Here is a 21,509-nt window from a genome sequence, read left to right on the forward strand (position 1 = left end):
TAAAAGAATTTGATAAAGCTCAAAAATTGCTGGCATCAAAATTGATGTCCAAAATTTTGTTCCTCAATTTAATGAGAAACTATATTCATTAACGTTTTGTTGTTCAGTTTTCAAAGTTCATAACGTCGTATTAACACGACATTTATTATTATAAGGGTAACCTGTTGGAAAGTCAACAAATATTTACCTTTATTTTTTCGTCATCTAACTTAAAAGGAGCAATTCCTTTTGACAACTTTTATAATATATCACCATTTCCCAATATAGTCAACGAATTTATTTAATGGAATTATTAATGGGAAGTAACTGTATAAGCTACTTCCCTTCATTTACTTTAAATTTACTTTTATCCATTTTCTAACACTATTGATAAACCATATATTTGAACATTGATTTAAATCGTCTAGGGTTAGTTTCTTTTCACAAATACGTCCTTCCTGAAGCAACTTATCTCTATAAGTCCCTGCTAATAAACCACTTTCAATAGGAGGAGTCCAGAATACACCGTCTATTTCTAAAACGACATTACCATTTGTAAACTCAGTTAACTCTTGCTCCTCATTCCAAAGAAGGACGTCAAAAAAGTCTTTAAATTTATTTTGATATTGTGAGTAAACTTCTCTATTTGTTGTTTTATGATATAAAAATAGATTTTCCTTATTTACTGGAATGTCTGCTAATGTAATAGTTTGTCCAGGGGTTTGTTTTTTTAATGGCTGGCAATCTATTGTATGTTCACCAATCTGATTTACTAGCAAGCGAACTTTATATTCTCCGTCTTTATATTGCTCTGCACGATTTAATAGTGCCTTTCTAATAACCTCTACATTACATCTATAACTAAAATATTTGGCTGAATTTGATATACGCTCGAGATGTTCTTCAAGTAAAAAATATTCCCCGTCTTGCAATAATAGACTTTCTAACAATTGAAACTCTGGTCGTTCAACTGTTAGCAAGCTCGCTTTAGCTAATACTTCATGGTATTCATCTTCTGTTGTAGAATCCCAAGTTATCCCACCACCAACACCGTATGTAGCTTTACCTGTTTTCTCGTCGATAACAACCGTTCTAATTGGGACATTAAAAGTGGCATCTCTACTTGGCGTAATATATCCTATTGCTCCACAGTATACGTTACGGGCATCCATTTCTAGTTTTTCTATTACTTCCATCGTACTTATTTTTGGTGCACCGGTAATAGATCCACACGGGAATAGTGCCTTGAAAATATCAACAAGTTGCGTATTTTCTTTAATTGTAGCAGTTATCGTTGAAGTCATTTGATGAACAGTTGGATAATCTTCAATTTCAAAGAGTTTATCCACCTTTACTGTTCCTGGTTTCGCAATAACGCTCAAATCATTCCTTAATAAATCGACAATCATTACATTCTCTGCGCGATTTTTTTCTGAATGATATAGCTCCATTCTATTTATCTCATCTTCTTTTAAGGTTTTCCCACGTTTTAACGTGCCCTTCATTGGTCGAGTCGTTAATTGATTTTGATTTAATTCAAAAAATAACTCCGGGGATGCGGATAAAACTTGAAAATCACCGGTATTTAAATATGCACAGTAATTTGATGATTGAGCTCTTTTTAACTTTTCATATAATGCTATCGCATCTCCCTGAAACTGAGAATGAAGACGAATTGTATAGTTGGTTTGATATGTTATCCCCTCTTCAATTGATTGTTTAATAGAAGTAATCGCCTTATGATAATCTTCCTTATCAACAGACGGGATCCACTCAGATAAGTTATAATCACCTATACTATTTAAAGAGATTATTTCAGGTTCTTTAAAAACACCAAACCAAAGTAACGGCATTTCACTCTCACTATTCACTTTATATGCAGCATCGAAGGCAGGAGCACTTTCATAAGACAAGTACCCTGCAACATAAAAACCGTTCTGTAAAGCTTCCTCTATTAATTGAAAACAGGGTACTACCTCTTCAATTTTATTTGCAATAATTAATTTTATTGGTTCTCGAAATGTTAAAGGTTTTATTTCCCCAGATTTAGAAGGGAAGTCAAAGGACAAAATAGGTGATTTTTGTTTCATAATTAAATTTCGATTCCCCTTGCTGATTTAATAAAGAAATTCTCAATCATTTGTAAGCCATGTTCCGTTAAAATTGCTTCAGGATGGAATTGAACACCTTCAACACGATATTGTTTATGTCGAATAGCCATTATTTCACCATCGACTGTTTTAGCACTAATTTCTAAACAGTCCGGTAAAGCTTTTTCATCCACGATTAATGAATGATATCTAGCCACTTGTACTGGTGATGTGATGTTGTGAAAAATTGAACACCCATCATGAACTATTAATGATGTTTTTCCATGCATTGGTTGTTGAGCCTTTTTTACAATTCCTCCAAATGCTTGGGCAATAATTTGTTGACCTAAACAAACTCCTAAAATCGGGATATCTTTATAAAAGCGTTTAACAACATCTATACAAATTCCAGCTGTATTAGGATTACCAGGGCCAGGGGAAATTAATATGGAAGTAGGATTCATGGTCGAAATGTCCGTTAATGATAATTGATCATTTCGAACAACAACAACTTCTTCACCAACTTGCTTTATATATTGAACTAAATTAAAGGTGAAAGAATCATAATTATCTATCACTAAAATCATCCGAATAATCCCCCTTTTCTTAAACAACCATTATTATAACGAAAAATCCCATTGAAAAGCAGAAAAATTCTACTTCTCAACAGGATTTTCTTAATTAATATTTTTGTTCACATATTTTCCGTGATCAGGAACTGCAATTTGTTCAAATTCATCAACAAGCTTTCGCAAACTATCTGTTAAAAGTTGCCCCTGTAACGGAAGTCCATGTCCGGTAATAGCAACTGTTGGATTTAATTTTTCTAACTTAACAACAGATTCTTTAGCTGCTTGCCAGTCTGTTGTTAAATACCTCGGTGGTCCACTTATTTCTTGCTCCTGTGTTAATACTTTATAAAGATATTCTTGTTTTACAGTAACAAACGCATCCCCAACTATTAATGCCCGATCAGTTTCTCTAAATAATGAAATATGACCTGGTGTATGGCCAGGTGTGTGGACCCATTTAAAATCTGGTAGATGAGGGACTTTTCCATCAGGTGGAAGAGCCTTTACATTATCCCCCAAATTAATCGGTTCAATCGGGAACAGTGGTGACATTTTTGCCACCATTCCACCTTCAACCGTTGAATCTGGCTCTGGGTAACTTCTTTTCCCTGTTAAAAATGACATTTCAAGTTCATGGGCATATACAGGAACATCCCAATGTTTTATCAGCTCAATGATTGCCCCCACATGATCAAAATGTCCGTGCGTTAATATAATTGCTTTCGGTCGACTATTTGTACCAAAGCGCTCTTCAACAACTGAAATGATTTCATCTGATGATTCAGGCATTCCAGCATCAATTAATACAAAATCGTTTGTTTTGGGATTGCCTACTAGACAAATATTCACAATTCGAATTGTGTAATAAAATAAATCAGGTAATACTTCCTTACCTATTCCGTTACCAATTGAGGTTACCGGAATTGCTCTATAATCACTACCATAACTCATGTTCATATCCATATCGTATCACCTCGAGTGAGATATTTAAAATCTACTCGTAATATGTCCTTCGCGTAATAAAACATACAAGAAATGTTACTCAACTCCGTGTTGTATGTTCAAAATCATATATTCAGCAAAATATTTTTATCCATATTATTCCTATTAGGAATTTCTATGTTAAAATTTATTTTTAAATGCCATTGTGAGGTGAATAAATTGGAGTTTACGAATGAACAGCTACAAATGATGATCTCAGAAGAACCAGTCGGCAATCTATATCCATATAACACTAAGGATAAGCAACAAATTGAAGCATATATTCAAGATCTTTTCTATACAATCAATCACTTGAAATCCATCAAATGTGAAGCAATATTTGACCATTATGGTAGTGGCTATGCTTCCTATGTAGATTTCTTTTGCTATCGGAAAGATGGAAGTAGTATTGTAAATAAAAAATATATCGAAAAGGATTCCCTTACTTCTATCCAAATAGAAGGACTAGTTCTATACATAAGTCGATTAGCGCCTGTAGCCATTATTTGGAGAGATAAACGACATAAGGCGATTTTAGATAATGGAGAAGACGAATTTTTTAGTGGTATGGGTATGATTAATCATCCACATGGAATAATCGATGAACCCCCTAGTCCTATGGTGAATGATTTCATAGAAATTAAGGAGAAATTAGCGAGGGCAGGTTATCACATTCTCGATAAAGAGTATTTATCACAACCACTCCCTTTTAAAACGAAAATTCAAACCTTCACTAGACCCAATCAATATAAACTATTCGATGCATTTTTCTTCTGGAAAGACTAACTGCCTTCATAAAGGAAAAAGGCGCTTAACCCATAACGAGAGGTTTAGCGCCAATTCTTTAATTTTCAATTTATTGAAATACCGTTAATACCCCAATACAAATCACACCTGGTAGTCCAAGAATAGTAATTGTCAGGGCTGAGAAAATATTTACAGGCACTATAATATCATAACCATCTACAACTATATGGGCTATGTATAACAATGCAAACGAGCAGGCGAACTTAAACCAAAGAAGGGCTAACTTTTCAAAAATTACACCAAAACCAATTTTTTTGCCTATTATAATGCCGAAAAAAAGTAGCACGCAACTAAGTCCGATCACAACATATGTCATCAATCCACATCGCCCCCATAAAAGTGTTTCATAGGAGCATATGCTATTGCGGCTACTCTTATTATGTTTATTTAATTAATATTTTTCGAATTCTTGCTTCTTTAAATAAATAAAAGTGAATACTTTCTGCTATTTGACGACGGGCAATGACATCTAAATCATAATCGTCTATTAAACCTTCGATGACCTTTGCATGATTCCAGTCATCCTTCGTTTCTTTAATTAAATGTACTAACTTTTCATCAAATTCCTTTTTTAACTTCCCTTTACGACGAAAAAACATACAACACGACACTCACTTTACCCGATTTAAAAAATCGCAATTTCTTTTAAAACAGAATTAAGATGAAAAGAACTTACAATTCACGTCTTCCTTCTAATGCTTTCGATAAAGTAACTTCGTCAGCATACTCTAAATCCCCACCAACAGGTAAACCATGGGCTATACGTGTTGTTCGAATTCCTGATGGCTTCACAAGACGAGATATGTACATCGCTGTTGCTTCACCTTCAATGGTTGGATTTGTTGCTAATATTAATTCGTGTACTCGTTCATCTTGTAATCGAGTTATTAAAGAAGCAACATTAATATCTTCTGGTCCAACACCATCCATAGGGGAGATTGCTCCGTGTAATACATGATACAGACCTTGATAATCACGCATTTTTTCCATTGCAATTACATCTTTCGGGTCTTGTACTACACAAATAGTCGATGCATCTCGTTGTTGATCAGAACAAATCTGACAAGGGTCCACATCTGTAATATGCCCACAAGTGGAGCAATACATTAAATTTCTTTTTGCATCGACTAAAGCTTTTGCAAAAGATAAAACCGTATCTTCTTTCATTGTTAAAACGAAAAATGCCAGTCGAGCCGCAGTTTTCGGACCGATTCCTGGCAATTTCATAAAGCCATCAATTAGCTTTGATATTGGTTCAGGGTAGTACATTGTTTATCCTCCTAGAATGGAAGGTTTAAGCCTTGAGTGAATTTACCCATTGTAGAATTTGTTGTTTCTTCTACTTTCTTTAGAGCATCGTTAGTTGCCACTAAAAGTAAGTCTTCTAACATTTCTACATCATCTGGATCAACAACAGATGGATCTAAATTTACTTTTAACACTTCACGTTGACCATTAATCGTAACTTTCACCATACCGCCACCAGCAGTACCTTCAAATTCTTTCGCATTTAATTCTTCTTGCGCTTGCATCATTTCTTTTTGCATTTTTTGCATTTTTTTCATCATGCCTTGCATATTACCCATTCCACGCATAAGTAGAATCCTCCTCAAAATTATAATTTAATTAATGTGGTTACTCATCCACAACCTCAACAAAATCTTTTCCAAACATTTTCTCTGCTTCTGCGATTAAAGGATCTTCAGAAACAATTTCCTGCGTATCATCAATAAATGGTTGTTCATGGACTGTTTCCTGAACCAATGTCCCTTCAGATGACTCTTTTTTCTGATTTAAACCATTTTCTTTAATGAAGTTTTGACGCAATGTAACCCATTGATTTTCCGGAATGCATAAAATTTCATACATTGTACCAGTCATTTGAGCTAGAATTTGAGAAAAAAGATTTGTAAACTCTCTGTTGTCAGCAACCATTCGACAATGAATATCATACTTGAATTTTACCACAAATGCACTATCAGAAGCTGCAACCGGTTCGGCCTCAGCAAATAATGCTGCCTGCGATTTTTGTAGTTGACTTAAACTTCCTGCCCATGCATTTTTTATTTTTTGAATATCTTGCTTTGTTGCATTTTTTAATACTTCACGAATACGTCCTGCAGGTGCTTGGTAACCATTTTGAGATTTTGCCCGTGGGCGAGGGGCTTCTTTTGCTGGCATACCAGTATTACCACCTTGAACGCCTGTTGCGAGTTGTTGTGATAATTGCTGTACTAATCTTTCAAGATTCGCTACTTTTTCATTTAAAGCTGGATCAATTTGCCCCACAGCTTGCATGGAGGCAGCCCCACTATTTGGTGTTTGAACCATCTTTAATAAAGCTGTTTCTAAATAGATTTTTGTATGATGGGAAAAGCGCATTTCTTGTTGAGTTTTAGCAAGAATATCAATATAAGTATAAAGCGAATCCGCGCTAAACTCATGTGCTAAAGAAACGAATTTTTCTTCCGGAGTAACAAGTTCGAGTAACTCTTCCAACTCACTACTTGTTTGGAGAAGTAGTAAATCACGGAAAAATGTAATTAAATCTTCAGCAAGACGTACAGGATCTTTTCCATCAGCTATTAATTCCTCAACTAACGTTAATATATGTGCAATTTCTTTTTGTTTTAAGGCTTGTACTACATCATAAAAGATTTCTTGGCTAATGGACCCACTGACTAGTAGTGCATTATCAAGGGTTAAAGTGTCACCACTAAATGAAACAACTTGATCTAATAAACTTAATGCATCACGCATCCCACCTGCAGCTGCCTGAGCGATTACTTTTAATGCTTGTTCTTCATAAGATAAATGAATATCTTCTAAAATCACTTTCATTCGTTCTAGAATATCAATAGAAGAAAGGCGTTTAAAATCAAATCGCTGACATCGGGATATAATGGTAGCCGGTAGTTTATGTGGTTCAGTAGTAGCTAAAATGAATACTGCATGAGGCGGTGGTTCCTCTAACGTTTTTAGTAAGGCGTTAAATGCACTTGTTGAAAGCATATGCACTTCGTCAATGATATACACCTTAAATCGAGCATTTGCTGGAGCGAATCGAACTTTCTCGATGATATCGCGCATTTCCTCTACACGGGAGTTTGATGCAGCGTCAAATTCAATAACATCTGGGTGAGAGCCTTCTGTAATGCTCAAGCATGTTGCACATTCATTACATGGTTCGTTGGTTGGTGCTTTTTCACAGTTTAATGCTTTAGCAAAAATTTTCGCAGTACTTGTTTTACCCGTACCTCGAGGACCTGAGAACAAGTAAGCATGCGTTGTTTTATTTGCTAGGAGGGCATTTTGAAGCGTTCTTTTTACGTGAGTTTGTCCCGACATCTCTCGGAAATTCTGCGGTCGATACACACGGTAAAATGCTTGATACGTCAACTTTTTCCTCCCTTTCTAAATAGACAAATTTAGTTCTTATTATAACATAAACGAACCATTCACTCCCAACTATAATAACCTCTAATTAGAAAGAGCTACCTCAATATGAGATAACTCTTTTTTAAAGTTATTACTTTTTCTTCATATCTTTTAAAAGCTTTGCCACGTTCGTTTCTTCCTCTACAACAACTTTTTCTGTAGCAAGTTTTCTTGGTTTTCCTACAGTTTGTAGGAAGCCCCAGCCGAATCTTCTTAGCGTGATATCAATAAAGAACAGTATCATACTAGCTAATAATAACCATGTTGTGATACTTTGACTTTCAGCACCTTTTACCGTAAATTCACGAAATGCTTGTTCAGGATCCTCTAAAATCATTCCGCCTGTTTTTTCTGCGATTTCAGTGAGTAAAGCTTCATTTGGCGGATGTAATTCATATTCCTTACTATACGGAATAGTTAAACCTGCTTGATAAATGGACTCGTCCTCTTTTGATATTCTAAAAAATACAAGCCCCGGATCTGCATCAACTACTACTCGTACTTTACTAGCAGAGACTGGTTCGATTTGTGCTTTTATCTCTTCTCCAAATTCATCAACAATAGCGATGTCCAGGAATGCAGCTTGGTTCGTTGGATCCGTGATTAGGAAAGTATCATTGGATTCTTGTCTAATGTCATATGCAATATCATTATAGGTTGGTAGCATTTTTGATATTGCTGTTTGCCAAAAGTTTGACCATTCGCTCCATTTTGCCCAATCCCCTGTCCATGCCCCAGTTGAATCAGATGTAAAGGCAATCGTTCTACCTAAACCGTACTGCCACTCAGCTAATACAGGATCCTCTTTTTCACTTTCTGCAATAACGAGAGCCGTTTGTTTTGCTGTAGTTCCAATGTACGCATTCATTTGTGGGACACCTTCTTTAAATAAAGCATTCCAACCTTCAGCGTTATAAATCGTTGGATAGAATGGATTGTCCTCAATATACGTTCGAGAAATCATCGCCGTTTCCCGGGAAAGAATTGAAGGAATTGTTGTTTCATCAACAACACTATAAAAACGTCCACTCCCTAACTCACTTAATTGCTCAAGTAAAACAGCATCTGCATCATTACCAATTGCTACTGTAGATAATGTAATATTACTCTCTTTTCCTTCCTCAAGTAGATCTTCATAGCTTCCTGCACTGTAAGATTGACCATCCGTTAGCAAAATAATATGTTTTCGTTGTAATTTTAAGTCTGCTAAGTTTTCTACAGCGAGCTTTAAAGAAGAAAAGATTTCAGTTCCACCACCTGGGGCAATGGATAAAATTGTATTCACCGCTTTTTCCTTATCTGTTAAAGGTGCGGTTTCAATGATTTCCCATGGACGATCGTCAAATGCGATAAAACCAAGAGTATCGCCATCACGAAGCAATTCTACTGAACGTGCTGCTGCTTCCTTAGCAAGTTCAATTTTTGGCCCCATCATACTTCCAGAACGGTCAAGTACAATGACTAAACCGAGAGAAGGTAATTGCTGTTTCCCTTTTACCTCCATTTCAACTGGAAGTAGTTTTTCAATAGGCGTTTTAAAATAGCCCCCTAGTCCAAAGCTATTTTCGCCACCTACCATCATAAAACCTACACCAAAGTTTTTAACAGCTTGTTCGATGATGCCCATCTTTTCTTCGCCAACTAAATGACCTGGGATATTATCAAAAATAATGGCATTATAGTGAAGGTAACTTGATAGAGCGTTTGGCAATTCACTTGAAGACTTCACATCATAGGATATGGAATTTTGCCCAAGTGCGGCTGCGATTGGTGACCCATCTTCTCGATCACTTACAATCAACAGTCGTGGAGAACTATGAACCATTGTTACACTAGTTAGTTTATTGTTCTCTAAAATTGCATCTTCCTCTACTTGTACTAATGCCTCATACTTTACTAAACCTTCAGCCTCACCTATATGACGATAAGTAAATGCATTGGTACCTTCTTCTAAAGTAATATTTTCTTTATGAATAAGCTGGTCATTTTCATAAAGATACAATTGTCCTTCTGTAGCAGTTGTTGCATTAATTGCTGTTACAAGCTGTTGTTGTTCTCCTGCATATGCCACTTTCGGCGTGACAAAACTTTGAATAGAAATGTCTGCCTTTACTTCATTACTTAATGGCACTACATCAACAGAAACATTGGTGCCTACCATTTTTGTTAACTGTTCAGTAACTTTTCCCTTTGTCTCTAAACCATCTGAAAACAGAACAATTCGCGTTGCTTTATCACGATCGACAATGCCTGTCATCAATTGTAGTGCTTGTGATATATTCGTTTCACTTTCACTATTCATCCCACTTAATTGTGGAGCGTGCTCTAATGTATTACTTAAAATTGATTCTGTTTGAAGGTTCGATGCAAAAGAATAAATTCCCACTTGATGTGTATCTTTTTTGGATTGTAAACTTTTTTCGATAAACGCTAAGGTTTGCTCCTCATTCCCTTCAACAGATGCCGAGCGGTCAATTAAAAATGCAACTTGCTCTTCTTTGACAGGTAACAAAAGATATGGAGATGCAATTGCAAAAATAAGAAGTACGACGGCAAGTATTCGAATCCCAAATACAACGAGCTGACTTTTCTTCAATTGATAGCGATGATGCCACCATGTCCAAACGAAATATCCTAAAATCGGGATTAATAGCAATAAAGCTAGTGGGAAACTAATTCGTAAATCCACGTCTTCTTTGCACCTCCCACTCAATGACTAATAACAGCAATATCGGAATCAATAACCAGATGATAATTAATTTTTTTGATGATTCTTCATTCCCTTTATTTTGAAGAGTACCAAGTTCAAAACTAGTTCCTTCTTTAATTTCTCGTTCATTTTCTGAAAGTTGAACAATCAACAGTTTTTCTTCTTCATTTGAACGAACTGTATATAAACCGGGCTTTGTTGGTGCTTTAAATTGATTTGCATTTTCAAAGGATGAAATATATTCATCATCTTTCGAATAAATTGACCAATCCCCAGCAGCTAAAGAAACCCCTCGACTTTCATTAGGAGAAAACGTACCTAAAGATGTTGTACCTTCTAGTAATTCATTTTGTAAACTCCATAAGAATAAAGGAAATGATGGATGCAATGGCCAGTCTGTCGATTGGATGTCTGCAAGTATAACGATATCTCCTTTTGAAGAACGTTGAATAAAGGGCATTTCTCCAATCGTTGCTATCGTTTCAAATTGGTCAAACCCTGGATATACGGAATTAACATAAACATCTTCTAAATTACTAAAAGCAAATAATGCATCCTCTGACACATCAACTAAACTATTTACTTCTTCAGATAATTCGTCATCCCGTCCTATTAAAATAAGCGGGGAATCTGTCTTACCCAAAAGTTCAACCTGATTCGTAACAATTAATGCCTCTTTTATTGTTGCTAATTGGTCTGATGGAACGAGCTTCACTTCTGTATTTAATGCCTGGAAACCTTTTTGAACAAGTTGATGCATTTGTTGATCAATGACAATTTGCGATAAGTTATTCCCAAGTATTGTAACCATTGAATTATCTACTTCATAATCATCTTCAACTTGAATGGTAGCAAACAAACTTTCGGTTAAAGGTAGCTTTTCAAAGGTTTTCGTCATTTCCTCTTGTTCTTTTAAAGCAATTCCTTCTTCAACTATAACTCGTCCTTCGCTATCTTGAAGTATAAGCTCAACTTGTTTTTTTTCATCTGTCTCATTTTTTAGTTGAATTAAAGCTAGTGCTTCTTCCCCAATAGAAGTTGCTGCAAAACGTTTAATCGAGACATTTTGTAAATCTTTACTTGCCCCTTTAACAATCCATTTAATCTGTTCACTTGAAATCGGCAATTCACCGCGCTCTACTGAATCTGTAAATAGATAGATGGAAGTAGCTGTTTCACCAACATATGCTTGAGCAACATCAATCGCTTTAATCAACTGCTCTTCTTCATAAGTAACTTCCAAACTATCGATTGCTTTATGTATAGCGGATGAATCGGTTTCTTGCCGAATGATTGTTTTTGGTTCATCACCCGTTGTAATAATAGTAAGTGGCTGACCTGTAAACTCTGAAGCAAGGGATTTCATTTCTTCCTTATGTTGAGCAAATGTTTGTCCAGCTAACATGGTTGCGGAAGTATCTACAATCCAAATTGATTGTTCCCCTGCAATTTCTTTCGTTTTAATGAAAGGATTCATTAAAGCTAAAACAAATAAAATGAGAGCTAATAGTTGCAAATATAGTAGTGCATTTTTTTGTAGATGTTTTAAATAAGGTGAAGCTTTTGTTTCTTGCATCACTTCTTCCCAAAATATCGTTGAAGAAATCGGTTGATCTTTATATTTTTTACGGAAAAAATAATAAAGTAGAACGATTAATGGGAGAATGCTAGCCCATAAAAAGAGAATATTACTAAATCCCAAATAGCTTCACCTCACTGTACCCAATGTGACTTTAATAATTTATGGAAAATGGCATTTTGAAATCCTTCTTCCACAGAGAGTTGAATTTTTCGAATGCCAAAACGGTTTGCTAACGCATCAAATTGACCTTCATGTTCCGTACGACTTTTTTCGTAATTTGCTAATACTCGGTTTGAAACGGATACATTCACTTCACGAGACGTCTCTGAATCAATTAATCGCACGTCACCGCTATAGCTTGGATTCAGTTCATCTTCAGTTACAATTTGAATACAACGGATATCCCCTGCAAAGCGAGGTAACTTTTTAAAGAACTGCTCCCATTGTGAAATAGGCTCTAATCCATCTGTAATGATAAAAAGTACCGTACTATCCTTAGGCAATCTTTTTAATCCCTCTTCAGCAAAACTTCCTACACCGCGCGCTTCCTCTATATTTGATACCAGCTGTAAAAAAGGTTTTCGGTTGGTAGCCCCCTTTTTTCTAAACGGAATCAAATGTTGTTCACCTACATAAGAGAAGGATAATCGGTCATCTCGGTTTAACACCATTAGACCCAGTGCTGCTGTAATTTGGCGGGCAAACAACCACTTCTTTTCTTCACCCATTGAGCGGCTTGCATCCAGTAAAATATGCACCCGCATTTCCTGTTCATCTAAAAAGCGTTTTATGAAAAACTTTTCTGTACGAGCATAGACATTCCAATCTACTTGTCGTACATCATCGCCAAGCGTATATTCACGGAAATCAGAAAAATCTAAGGATGCACCAAAGCGTTGGGATCGATGAGAACCTTTATGCTGACCACGTAATTTTGATGAAGTAGCAATTGATAAGCGGCTTATTTTAGAAATCCACTCATCGGGCAAAATTAATGGCTTCATAATTTAGCGCCCTGTTGAATGGATGATAGTATTAATTCGATTAAATCATCGACTGTTTTACCCGATGCTTCCCCTTCATAATTCAACATCATACGGTGGCGTAGTGCTGGCTTTGCAACAGATTTAATATCCGCTATTGATACGTGGAATCGGCCATTTGTAACTGCTCGAGCCTTTGCTAGTTTGATAATACTTTGTAACCCACGAGGACCACTTCCATACATCACATATTGCTTTACTTCAAGCAAAGCATCTTCGTTATCAGGGTGAGTCGCTACGACCAAATTAACTGCATACTCCATCATTTCCTCAGCAACTAACACTTCTCGAACCATTTTTTGTGCTAACACTAATTGATCTGTATTCATCACTTTTTCTAAAGTAATTTCCACTGCACCTGTTGTCCGTTTCATAATTTCCATCAATTCATGCTTTGATGGATAAGGCACTAATATTTTGCATAAAAAACGGTCCATTTGCGCTTCTGGTAAAGGGTAAGTTCCTTCCATTTCAATTGGGTTTTGTGTTGCCAAAACAAAGAATGGTCTTGCCATGTTCTTCGTATCCCCTAAAATGGTTACGGTTTTCTCACCCATTGCTTCTAATAGAGCACTTTGAGTTTTTGGTGTTGCACGGTTTATTTCATCCGCTAAAACCATTTGACTAAAGATTGGCCCTGGTTGGAACACAAACTGCTGCTTACCGTTTTCTGCTCGTTCAATAATATTTGTTCCAGTAATATCAGTAGGCATTAAATCCGGTGTAAACTGAATCCTAGAAAAAGATAAATCTAACACTTCAGAAATTGTACGAATTAACATCGTTTTCCCTAAACCAGGTAGCCCTTCTAGAAGTGCATGCCCATCTGCTAATACGGAATATAACGTATATTCAATTGCTTCTTCCTGACCTACAATAAATTTGCTAATTTCATGTTTTACTTGTTGGAGTTGTTCACTCATTTCACTGTATTGTTGCTCACTAAAAGCCATTTTTCCACATCCCTTTACTCATTCGATTCAATTGAGGAGAAGTATGATTGCACAATATCTTGTAAATCTTTCGGCAATTGCATGCGTTCCGTACTTTCTAAATAACTGTCTTTATATTGACCAATCACTTCTTCATAAGGGCGAATCGTTCCTTTTGTAACAGGTACAGACCCCTTTTGTTCACCTGCTGCAGTTCCTTCTCCTAACTTCCCACCATCAGCAGTTGTCTCAGATGAACCACCAATTCGTTCAGGAACAGCTAATAAATCACGGCTTCCTTGGCCGATTCCAGCGCCACTTCCTCCGCCTTTCCCAGAACCAATACCATTTCCTTGACCATTGCCTTGAGAACCACTTCCTTGACCTTGGCCTTGCCCGTTTCCATTGCCATTACCATTGCCTTGCCCATTATTACCTTGGCCATTCGAATTCTGGTTGTTCCCTTGCTGATTTGAGTTATTTTCATCTTCACTAGAAGTACCGTCACTTTCCCCAGGAGCTTCTACTGATTCTGATCCTAGTTCACTAGCAATTGCATTTTGCAAATCGAAACTGATTGGTTTCCCAAGCTTACTTAATGCAGATTGGGTACTATTGGCTGCACTTGCTAGCTCGCTTTGCATTTCCATTAATTCCTTTAACTGTTCTTGCTCTTCAGCTGTTAAACCATCTGAACCATCTGCACCATTCTTATTGGCAAGTTCTTTCTTTTCCTTTAATTTCTGTTCCTTTAATTTTAATTCTTTCTGCTTTTTAACAACTTCACGTAATGCTTCCTCGGATAGTTCGATATCCTTTAACTTGTTTTGAAGCTCTTGTAATTCCTTTTTTACTTCTTTGGATTTTGCTTTTTTCTCTAATTCAGCAACTTCTTTTTTTATATCTTTAATAACTTCTTGTTCCTTTTCCACAACTAGTGCTTCAGTTTGTGTTGCTGAAGGGAAAACCGACAAAATGCCAATGACAATTCCAATCAACAGGATTCCAATTAATACTTTTGGTTTCCACAGTTCCTTTTTCCGCTTTTTAAACTGATCATAGGCTTGTGGCGTTTCTTTCTGTGCTTTCTGTAACAACGATTGCACTAAAGGATTGTTTTCTTCTTTCAATGAAAGAGCTGTCACTAATTCATTATGCGGGTAAAATTCGTCAAGACGATGTAGCGCTTCTTTTCTTCGTACTCGCTTAAACCAAATATAGAACACTACTGCAACAATCGCTCCTACCCCCGCAATCACCGAAACATTACGGTAGTATGGAAAAATAAATAAACGAGAAACTAGCAGGATCGCCGTGCTTAAAGCTAACCCTAGAAGTATTCCATATTGTATTCGTGGTATCATTTGTTCTACATTCAAGCTTCTTTGTGCTTTACGAACAAATTGCTTTAACATATTCCGCCGATCCATCGCTATTCCTCCTTATCGATTTGTTTTCATATTTGCTCTTAACTTACGTGTCGCAATAAATAGACAAATCACTGTAATTAACATGTAGAAAATTAAATAAACAATCCAAATCGGTAATGAAATCCCTACTATTGATTCAAGGGCATTTGACATATCTGGATAAAGCATTGTAATCATTAATGCACCTGGATTAATACTTGCCCAAAAATAAGTGATTGGGGAAAATGGTGTTAAATTTTGCACATTTCCAGTTTGCGCCTGCATTTGCTCCATCGATACTCCTACGAAAAAGAAAAACGCGGTAATACCAGCAAGGAAAATCATCGCCCCATAGGTTGCAATCATCGACACTATTGTTCTCTTCGTAATCGTAGAAAACATAATACCGATACTTCCAATCGCAATAAGCGTCACTAAATAGAAAAGGAAAATCGTGATAAATTGGGATGGTGATACACCACCAAATAAAAATACAAGACTATATAACGGTAGCCCTGCCACCAACATTAAAACTAAAAACACAACGGAAGATAACAATTTCCCTACAATAATCTGTGTTGAGCTTTGAGTCGTTGTAAGCAAGATGTTTAGTGTTTGTTTTTCCCGTTCCGTACTAATGGCACCTGCTGTTAATCCTGGTGTAATAAACATAACTAGCCCCATCTGCAATACACTTAAAACAGCAAACATTGTAAAACTGTCGCTCGGTCTAAAAAACCCTGTTCCTGAAAACTGCGTATAAATTAACAAGAACCCAGCAACAAAAATACATAAAACCGCTAAGTAAAACATTAAGCCCGAAAAACTTTTAAAGGCGCGGAATCGTAATTTTAATTCTTTTAATAATACAGGGTTTGAAAAACGTCCCATCATACAACGTCCGCCCCTTTCGTAATAGCCATAAATACATCTTCTAAATCTTTCTCTTCTTCCCTTAATGCATAAATCGGTAAATCCGCCAGTAAAGCTTTACGTAATAGCTGAACCTGGTCATCGGTTGAGCCACGATAGTTAAAGGCTAGACTATTTGTATCCTCTAACTCAATAGAAGAAATAAGTGGGTCTTCCTCAAAGAATTGACGAGCTCTTTCGATTTGATCGATAACTTTTACAATGATTCGTTTATCTCCTTGTAGCTGTTGTTGTATTGTTGCAACGTTTCCGTGGGCTATTAATTTTCCATTATCAATAACTCCAATTTCGTCACACATTTCTGCTAGCTCTGGCAAAATATGTGATGAAATTAATATGGTTTTACCCATTGATTTGAGATGCTTTAAAATATCTCGCATTTCTACTCGAGCTCGTGGATCCAGACCAGATGCTGGTTCATCTAAAATTAATACCTTTGGATCATGGATGAGTGAACGAGCGAGACATAATCGTTGTTTCATTCCTCGAGAAAGTAAATCAACATATTCATAACGTTTATGAGATAGATTCACGAGTTCCAAAAGTTGTGGAATTAGTACTTGTCGTTCCGCATGAGATAGCCCATAACTTGCTCCGTAAAAATCTAAATATTCATCAGCTTTTAGTTGATCATATACTCCAAAGAAATCTGGCATATAACCGATAAGTTTTCGAACTTCTTTTGGTTCCTTTACAACACTTTTACCATTTATGAAAGCATCTCCTGATGTAGGCGAAAGAAGCGTGGCCAATATTGAAAAGGTTGTGGATTTCCCAGCACCATTCGCTCCTACAAAGCCAAATACAACCCCTTCATCTAAAGATAAAGTCAAATTATCTAAAGCGGTAAATGACCCGTATTTTTTTGTTAATCCTTGAATATCAACCATCATTATTTCGCCACCCCCTTAATTTTCACATCAGGTAATTTCGTTGGACCACCATTAAAGCTGTCGTCCAACGTAATTTGAATTCTTACTTCCCCATCTTTAGAAATATATTGATCTAAATTTGTCGTTATGGACGCACTTTTTTCACTTATACCTTCAAATTCCTGCGTTTTTATATTCCAAATCGCTAATTCAATTGGAATTGAAGCTTTATTAGATACAGAAATTTCTGTCCATGTTGATTTTTCTAAAAGCTCCTCTGGAATCCATGTAATATAGTCATATTCTCCTTTATCCAAGTACCATTCGTTTGTTGCATCATTTATTAATTCTGTATAGCCAGAGTTAGATGTCGGCTCGATCGTCTTATTTAAAACATCCTTATCTAAAGTGAACTCACCTGATAGTTCCAAATCTGGTTCAAAGGTTTGAATAATGTAGGATAACGGTGAATTTGCTGCATTACCATCTAATTCAATCCCAACAAGGGCTTCTTCTGTCCAAGCAGTAATTGCTGGTAAACGTTCACCTTGTACTAAATTTCCTGCACCATACTTTAACTTTTCAATACGCATTGGCATTAAATCTGCTTTCGTCTGAGGTTGCGCATAATTATAGTTACCTACAGATGGTGAAAGTAAGACTGCTCCTTTTATTTCTTTATCAACCTCTAATGTTCCATTTGGTTCGATATCTCCCAATTCAATTTCACGAGAACCTGACCAAATCGATACGTCATTCAACTTAAATGGGAAATTATTTTTAATTGTTCCCATTACTTTTCCATTTGCTACTTTTAATTGGATATCCATATTTCCAGCATTATTTATTTCTGTTTGCCCTACAATGGATTGAACGGACCAGTAATTTAAATTTTTTAATGTAATTGTTGAACTATTGGCATGTTCTTTTACGTAAGATTTTTCATGAATCATTTCTTGCGTTGAACTTCCCATATAATTTCGATTACGTGTTGCTACTGCCGTTGTATTTTCATCTAATGTAAATGAAAAATCCCCGCTTCTATTTGTAAGAATGGTTTCAACATAATGACCGCTCAAACGATTCTCTTCAACTTTATAAAAGGCAGATTGTTGAATTTGTGATTGCGTTAAGCGATCCTTTGCCCCAAAAATAAACATTGCTATACTTAACCCAACGGAAACAACCGGGATAATCCACCAAGCATGTTCCCTTTTGTCTAAGCGTTTTAAAATAAAATACAAAAGTGGACCAATGAATAAAATATAAATAATGATAATTACAACAAGTGTAGTTGTCGAAACTTCAAAGGATGGAAACAATTCATTAATACTACCAACTTCATAAGGTAAGTAGTCGTAATAGTTCCCATAATACATACCACCATAATTGTTTTGTATAGGTGATTGTAGTTTCAAAATATTTGAAAGTAATTTAGCGTAACCATCCATTGATGCTAATGGCTCATCCCCTAAAGAGAAAGTTGTTTGGATAATTTGCCCTTCATCAAGCTTCGTTGCAGATGCTAGGATTGTTTCTCCATCTGCTAGTAGTCGAATACTACCTTCTTTTTCACTTGCTTGATATACCTCAATACCTTGTGTGAATTTACCGTTATTCGATAATTTCTCTAAACTACTTTGTGTTACACTTACTTTTTCCTGCGATAGCGTCAAAGGTAGATACTCTTTAAAAATGCCGATAGATGATTCTACTTGATCGGAAGCACCAACTAATAGCTTTCCTCCTTGACGCACCCATTCTAAAATAGCTTGTTGTTGCTTCTCAGAGAAGTCTGAAATATTCGTTTCATCAATTGCTAACACATTGGCAGCTTCAAGACCTTTTTTATTATCGGGGAATTCGAAATCTTTAATTTGATTTAAATAAAAAGCTTCAACGTTTGTATTAGAGAATGGTCTCATTCGTTGAAACACAGTTAAACGATCTCGATTCTCTGTTAACGCATAGATAAACGTCCCTTCCATTTCGTGGAATTGAGGGCGAACCATTTTATCTCCAGAGAATTTAACTAACTCTCCTTCCTCAATTCCTCCTTCATAAAAGTAAAATAAGCTTCCTTGTTGATTACCTGAATACATGTAATCATCCGATAGACCATTCAAATAAAGCTGAACAGTTTTTGTTTCTCCTTCTGCAATATCTAATGAATAAACTGTAGCTGAACCTACCGCATAGGACTCTGCAGCATCGATGACTAAGTCACCAGAAAAAGCAGACCCATTATTCGTAATTGTTAATTTTAGTGGAAGCGGTGTAAAATACTTTACTTTATTAGATATTCCAGCTTCCGCTTTTACTTCTAACTTTGGTGCTGCACTTGCAATATTTGTATGAATCAAACAGCTGATCAAAGCTATGAAAAAAATGATGAATACATTTTTCCTTATCAAAATCCCATCTCCTTCAACTTACCCGCTTTTTAAATTTGTACGTTTCATTTACAATTTGGTTCCAGATATTCCAATTAATAATAAAATCTTAAGATATTGTTCGGTTTGTTCTGTAAAGACTTCACTTACAATTTACCCATATATAAAAAAAACGTATTCGAAGTCGAATACGCTTTTATAATTTAAAATATCTCAACTTTTGAAACTTCAAATTGAAAGCCTTGATATTCATATCCTTGCTTTTGATACATATCTTTTGGTGTATCTTCACCATCCGCCACTAGGATGACTGTTTTATTTGGAAACTTCTCCATTACAGCTTGTTGAAGATGACCACCAATTCCTTTATGACGTTGTTCCTCAAGAACAAATAGATTATCAATTTCCACAGTACTTTCCTTTTCAATTACTTCAACATAGCCTGCTGGAATCCCTTCAAAATAAGCAATGAGAAAGTATGTATCAGCATCATTAAATCTACGAAGTTGCAATTGTTGCTTTTCCTTTGCAAAATTCACACCATATTTAACATCTTCATTGTATTGAAGCTTTAAAAAGGGTTCTAACTGCTCCTCTGTAACAAACTGGACGTTTACCGAACCATTTTTTCGAATAGAAAATTGACTAGGTTGTATGGAGTAAAGCTCTAAAAAGCCAATATTATACTGTACTCTTTTTAAATAATACTTTAGTGTATCAGGTATTTGCTCATTTGGAGGGAATTTAAACTTTAAATGATTTTGATTATTTTTACGATGAAATTCCCTCAATGATTTTTCCCATTGTTGAAATTCTTCTACTGATGGCATTTTTTTAAATTCAATATAGTTACTATCATAGCGAGTTAACATTTCTTGAAAATGATAATGTTTAACATAGTCATCCTCATAAATAATTTCCCCTAATATATTGATTTGCACAAACGTTACTTTCATCTATTTCATCCCCATTTTGTAAAATTAAAAACTTTAACATCATTTTACAATTATTAAAATCATTTTAAGAAGTAAAATATGTCTTTATGAATAATAAATTTACTTTTTATAGATTCAATCTAATACTCAACTACGAATTCATGTTTCTCCATAGATTTTGTGTACCTTCATTAACAAATTCCTTAAATACCAGAACAAAACATTGCATTTTCACTCCAATGTATCGTATACTAATTTATGCCGTGCTAGGTGGGGAGGTAGCGGTGCCCTGTAACTCGCAATCCGCTCTAGCGAGACTGAATCCCTTTCCGAGGCTGTCCGTATGTAAGGTCTGCCTCTTGCACGTAGCGTTGACGGTTGGGTCCTGCGCAATGGGTACCCATGAACCATGTCAGGTCCGGAAGGAAGCAGCATTAAGTGGTTTCACCCATGTGCCGCGGGGTAGCCTAACCTGAGCTGGCGACAAGAGTAACGCTTATGTGCGGCAGTCGAAGAAAGGTGCACGGCTTTAATGTGCAAATGACTGCCTAAAAAGGCTTAAAGAGTCAAGATCAACTATTTACTGATTTTGACTCTTTTTTTATTCCATTAAAATAAATAAAATCCTTTCTTTTAATTTGTTGACCATAACTTGAAATCATGTTATAGTAATTTTTGTCGAAAAGATAATTAATTCGGAGGAATACCCAAGTCCGGCTGAAGGGATCGGTCTTGAAAACCGACAGGCGGGTTAAACCGCGCGGGGGTTCGAATCCCTCTTCCTCCGCCATTTATATTTCAAATGAAACCGTTACAAAAGATGTAACGGATTT

General features: G+C 35.9%; 18 protein-coding genes, 1 tRNA gene and 1 other RNA gene. 3 read left to right on the top strand and 17 right to left on the bottom strand.

Translation table 11 applies throughout. The features are described from left to right. Positions 1-329: 329 nt before the first annotated feature. The 3 genes from pabB to D8M03_RS12830 all read right to left on the bottom strand — a co-directional run bounded on the left by pabB (position 330) and on the right by D8M03_RS12830 (position 3,604). Positions 330-2,069 (bottom strand): aminodeoxychorismate synthase component I, encoded by a 1,740-nt coding sequence (gene pabB, locus D8M03_RS12820; RefSeq protein WP_121215227.1) that lies wholly within the window; start codon positions 2,067-2,069, stop codon positions 330-332. 2 nt (positions 2,070-2,071) lie between these two features. Further along, a complete protein-coding gene (locus D8M03_RS12825) occupies positions 2,072-2,656 on the bottom strand; it encodes an anthranilate synthase component II (RefSeq protein ID WP_121215228.1) in 585 nt (194 codons plus the stop codon). Between the two features lie 90 nt (positions 2,657-2,746). After that, positions 2,747-3,604 (bottom strand): MBL fold metallo-hydrolase, encoded by an 858-nt coding sequence (locus D8M03_RS12830; RefSeq protein ID WP_121215229.1) that lies wholly within the window; start codon positions 3,602-3,604, stop codon positions 2,747-2,749. Between the two features lie 198 nt (positions 3,605-3,802). Between D8M03_RS12830 and D8M03_RS12835 the strand changes: the two genes are divergently transcribed. Next, complete coding sequence (locus D8M03_RS12835; RefSeq protein ID WP_121215230.1) at positions 3,803-4,408, top strand: hypothetical protein; 606 nt, start codon at positions 3,803-3,805, stop codon at positions 4,406-4,408. Between the two features lie 70 nt (positions 4,409-4,478). On the opposite strand, the gene D8M03_RS12840 is transcribed toward D8M03_RS12835, so the two are convergent. The 14 genes from D8M03_RS12840 to D8M03_RS12905 all read right to left on the bottom strand — a co-directional run bounded on the left by D8M03_RS12840 (position 4,479) and on the right by D8M03_RS12905 (position 20,697). Further along, the gene (locus D8M03_RS12840) at positions 4,479-4,745 is read right to left on the bottom strand and encodes a pro-sigmaK processing inhibitor BofA family protein (protein ID WP_147404824.1); all 267 of its coding nucleotides are present in this window, start codon (positions 4,743-4,745) and stop codon (positions 4,479-4,481) included. A gap of 67 nt (positions 4,746-4,812) precedes the next feature. Then, positions 4,813-5,028, bottom strand: a complete 216-nt coding sequence (locus D8M03_RS12845; RefSeq protein ID WP_121215232.1) for a YaaL family protein — start codon at positions 5,026-5,028, stop codon at positions 4,813-4,815. Positions 5,029-5,101: 73 nt separating this feature from the next. Then, positions 5,102-5,698, bottom strand: a complete 597-nt coding sequence (gene recR / locus D8M03_RS12850; RefSeq protein ID WP_121215233.1) for a recombination mediator RecR — start codon at positions 5,696-5,698, stop codon at positions 5,102-5,104. Positions 5,699-5,709: 11 nt separating this feature from the next. Beyond that, positions 5,710-6,024 (bottom strand): YbaB/EbfC family nucleoid-associated protein, encoded by a 315-nt coding sequence (locus tag D8M03_RS12855; RefSeq protein ID WP_121215234.1) that lies wholly within the window; start codon positions 6,022-6,024, stop codon positions 5,710-5,712. Between the two features lie 40 nt (positions 6,025-6,064). Continuing rightward, a complete protein-coding gene (gene dnaX / locus D8M03_RS12860; RefSeq protein WP_121215235.1) occupies positions 6,065-7,828 on the bottom strand; it encodes a DNA polymerase III subunit gamma/tau in 1,764 nt (587 codons plus the stop codon). A gap of 130 nt (positions 7,829-7,958) precedes the next feature. Further along, positions 7,959-10,556 (bottom strand): VWA domain-containing protein, encoded by a 2,598-nt coding sequence (locus tag D8M03_RS12865; RefSeq protein WP_121215236.1) that lies wholly within the window; start codon positions 10,554-10,556, stop codon positions 7,959-7,961. Further along, entirely contained in the window at positions 10,540-12,279 is a 1,740-nt protein-coding gene (locus D8M03_RS12870; protein WP_121215237.1) for a vWA domain-containing protein, read from the bottom strand. Before D8M03_RS12870 ends, D8M03_RS12865 begins: the two co-directional genes overlap by 17 nt. Before the next feature lie 11 nt (positions 12,280-12,290). Next, the gene (locus D8M03_RS12875) at positions 12,291-13,163 is read right to left on the bottom strand and encodes a DUF58 domain-containing protein (RefSeq protein WP_121215238.1); all 873 of its coding nucleotides are present in this window, start codon (positions 13,161-13,163) and stop codon (positions 12,291-12,293) included. After that, positions 13,160-14,155 (bottom strand): AAA family ATPase, encoded by a 996-nt coding sequence (locus D8M03_RS12880; protein WP_121215239.1) that lies wholly within the window; start codon positions 14,153-14,155, stop codon positions 13,160-13,162. The genes D8M03_RS12875 and D8M03_RS12880 overlap by 4 nt, the downstream gene beginning before the upstream one ends. Before the next feature lie 14 nt (positions 14,156-14,169). After that, entirely contained in the window at positions 14,170-15,564 is a 1,395-nt protein-coding gene (locus D8M03_RS12885) for a tripartite tricarboxylate transporter TctB family protein (protein WP_121215240.1), read from the bottom strand. Between the two features lie 12 nt (positions 15,565-15,576). Beyond that, positions 15,577-16,437, bottom strand: coding sequence for an ABC transporter permease (locus tag D8M03_RS12890; protein WP_121215241.1), 861 nt, complete (start codon positions 16,435-16,437; stop codon positions 15,577-15,579). Continuing rightward, the gene (locus D8M03_RS12895) at positions 16,434-17,366 is read right to left on the bottom strand and encodes an ABC transporter ATP-binding protein (RefSeq protein ID WP_121215254.1); all 933 of its coding nucleotides are present in this window, start codon (positions 17,364-17,366) and stop codon (positions 16,434-16,436) included. The genes D8M03_RS12890 and D8M03_RS12895 overlap by 4 nt, the downstream gene beginning before the upstream one ends. A 2-nt stretch (positions 17,367-17,368) precedes the next feature. Then, positions 17,369-19,762 carry a hypothetical protein gene (locus D8M03_RS12900; protein ID WP_121215242.1) on the bottom strand — a complete coding sequence of 798 codons (2,394 nt, stop codon included), beginning with the start codon at positions 19,760-19,762 and terminating at the stop codon, positions 17,369-17,371. 182 nt (positions 19,763-19,944) lie between these two features. Continuing rightward, complete coding sequence (locus D8M03_RS12905; RefSeq protein ID WP_121215243.1) at positions 19,945-20,697, bottom strand: GNAT family N-acetyltransferase; 753 nt, start codon at positions 20,695-20,697, stop codon at positions 19,945-19,947. Between the two features lie 240 nt (positions 20,698-20,937). Here D8M03_RS12905 and ffs point away from each other — a divergent pair. Both ffs and D8M03_RS12915 read left to right on the top strand, forming a co-directional pair. After that, positions 20,938-21,203: signal recognition particle sRNA large type (gene ffs, locus D8M03_RS12910), an RNA gene on the top strand. A gap of 170 nt (positions 21,204-21,373) precedes the next feature. Beyond that, positions 21,374-21,466 (top strand) — tRNA-Ser (locus D8M03_RS12915). The last annotated feature ends 43 nt before the right edge of the window (positions 21,467-21,509 follow it).

It is taken from the genome of Ureibacillus endophyticus (assembly GCF_003628435.1).
GTDB classification, from domain to species: Bacteria; Bacillota; Bacilli; order Bacillales_A; family Planococcaceae; genus Ureibacillus; species Ureibacillus endophyticus.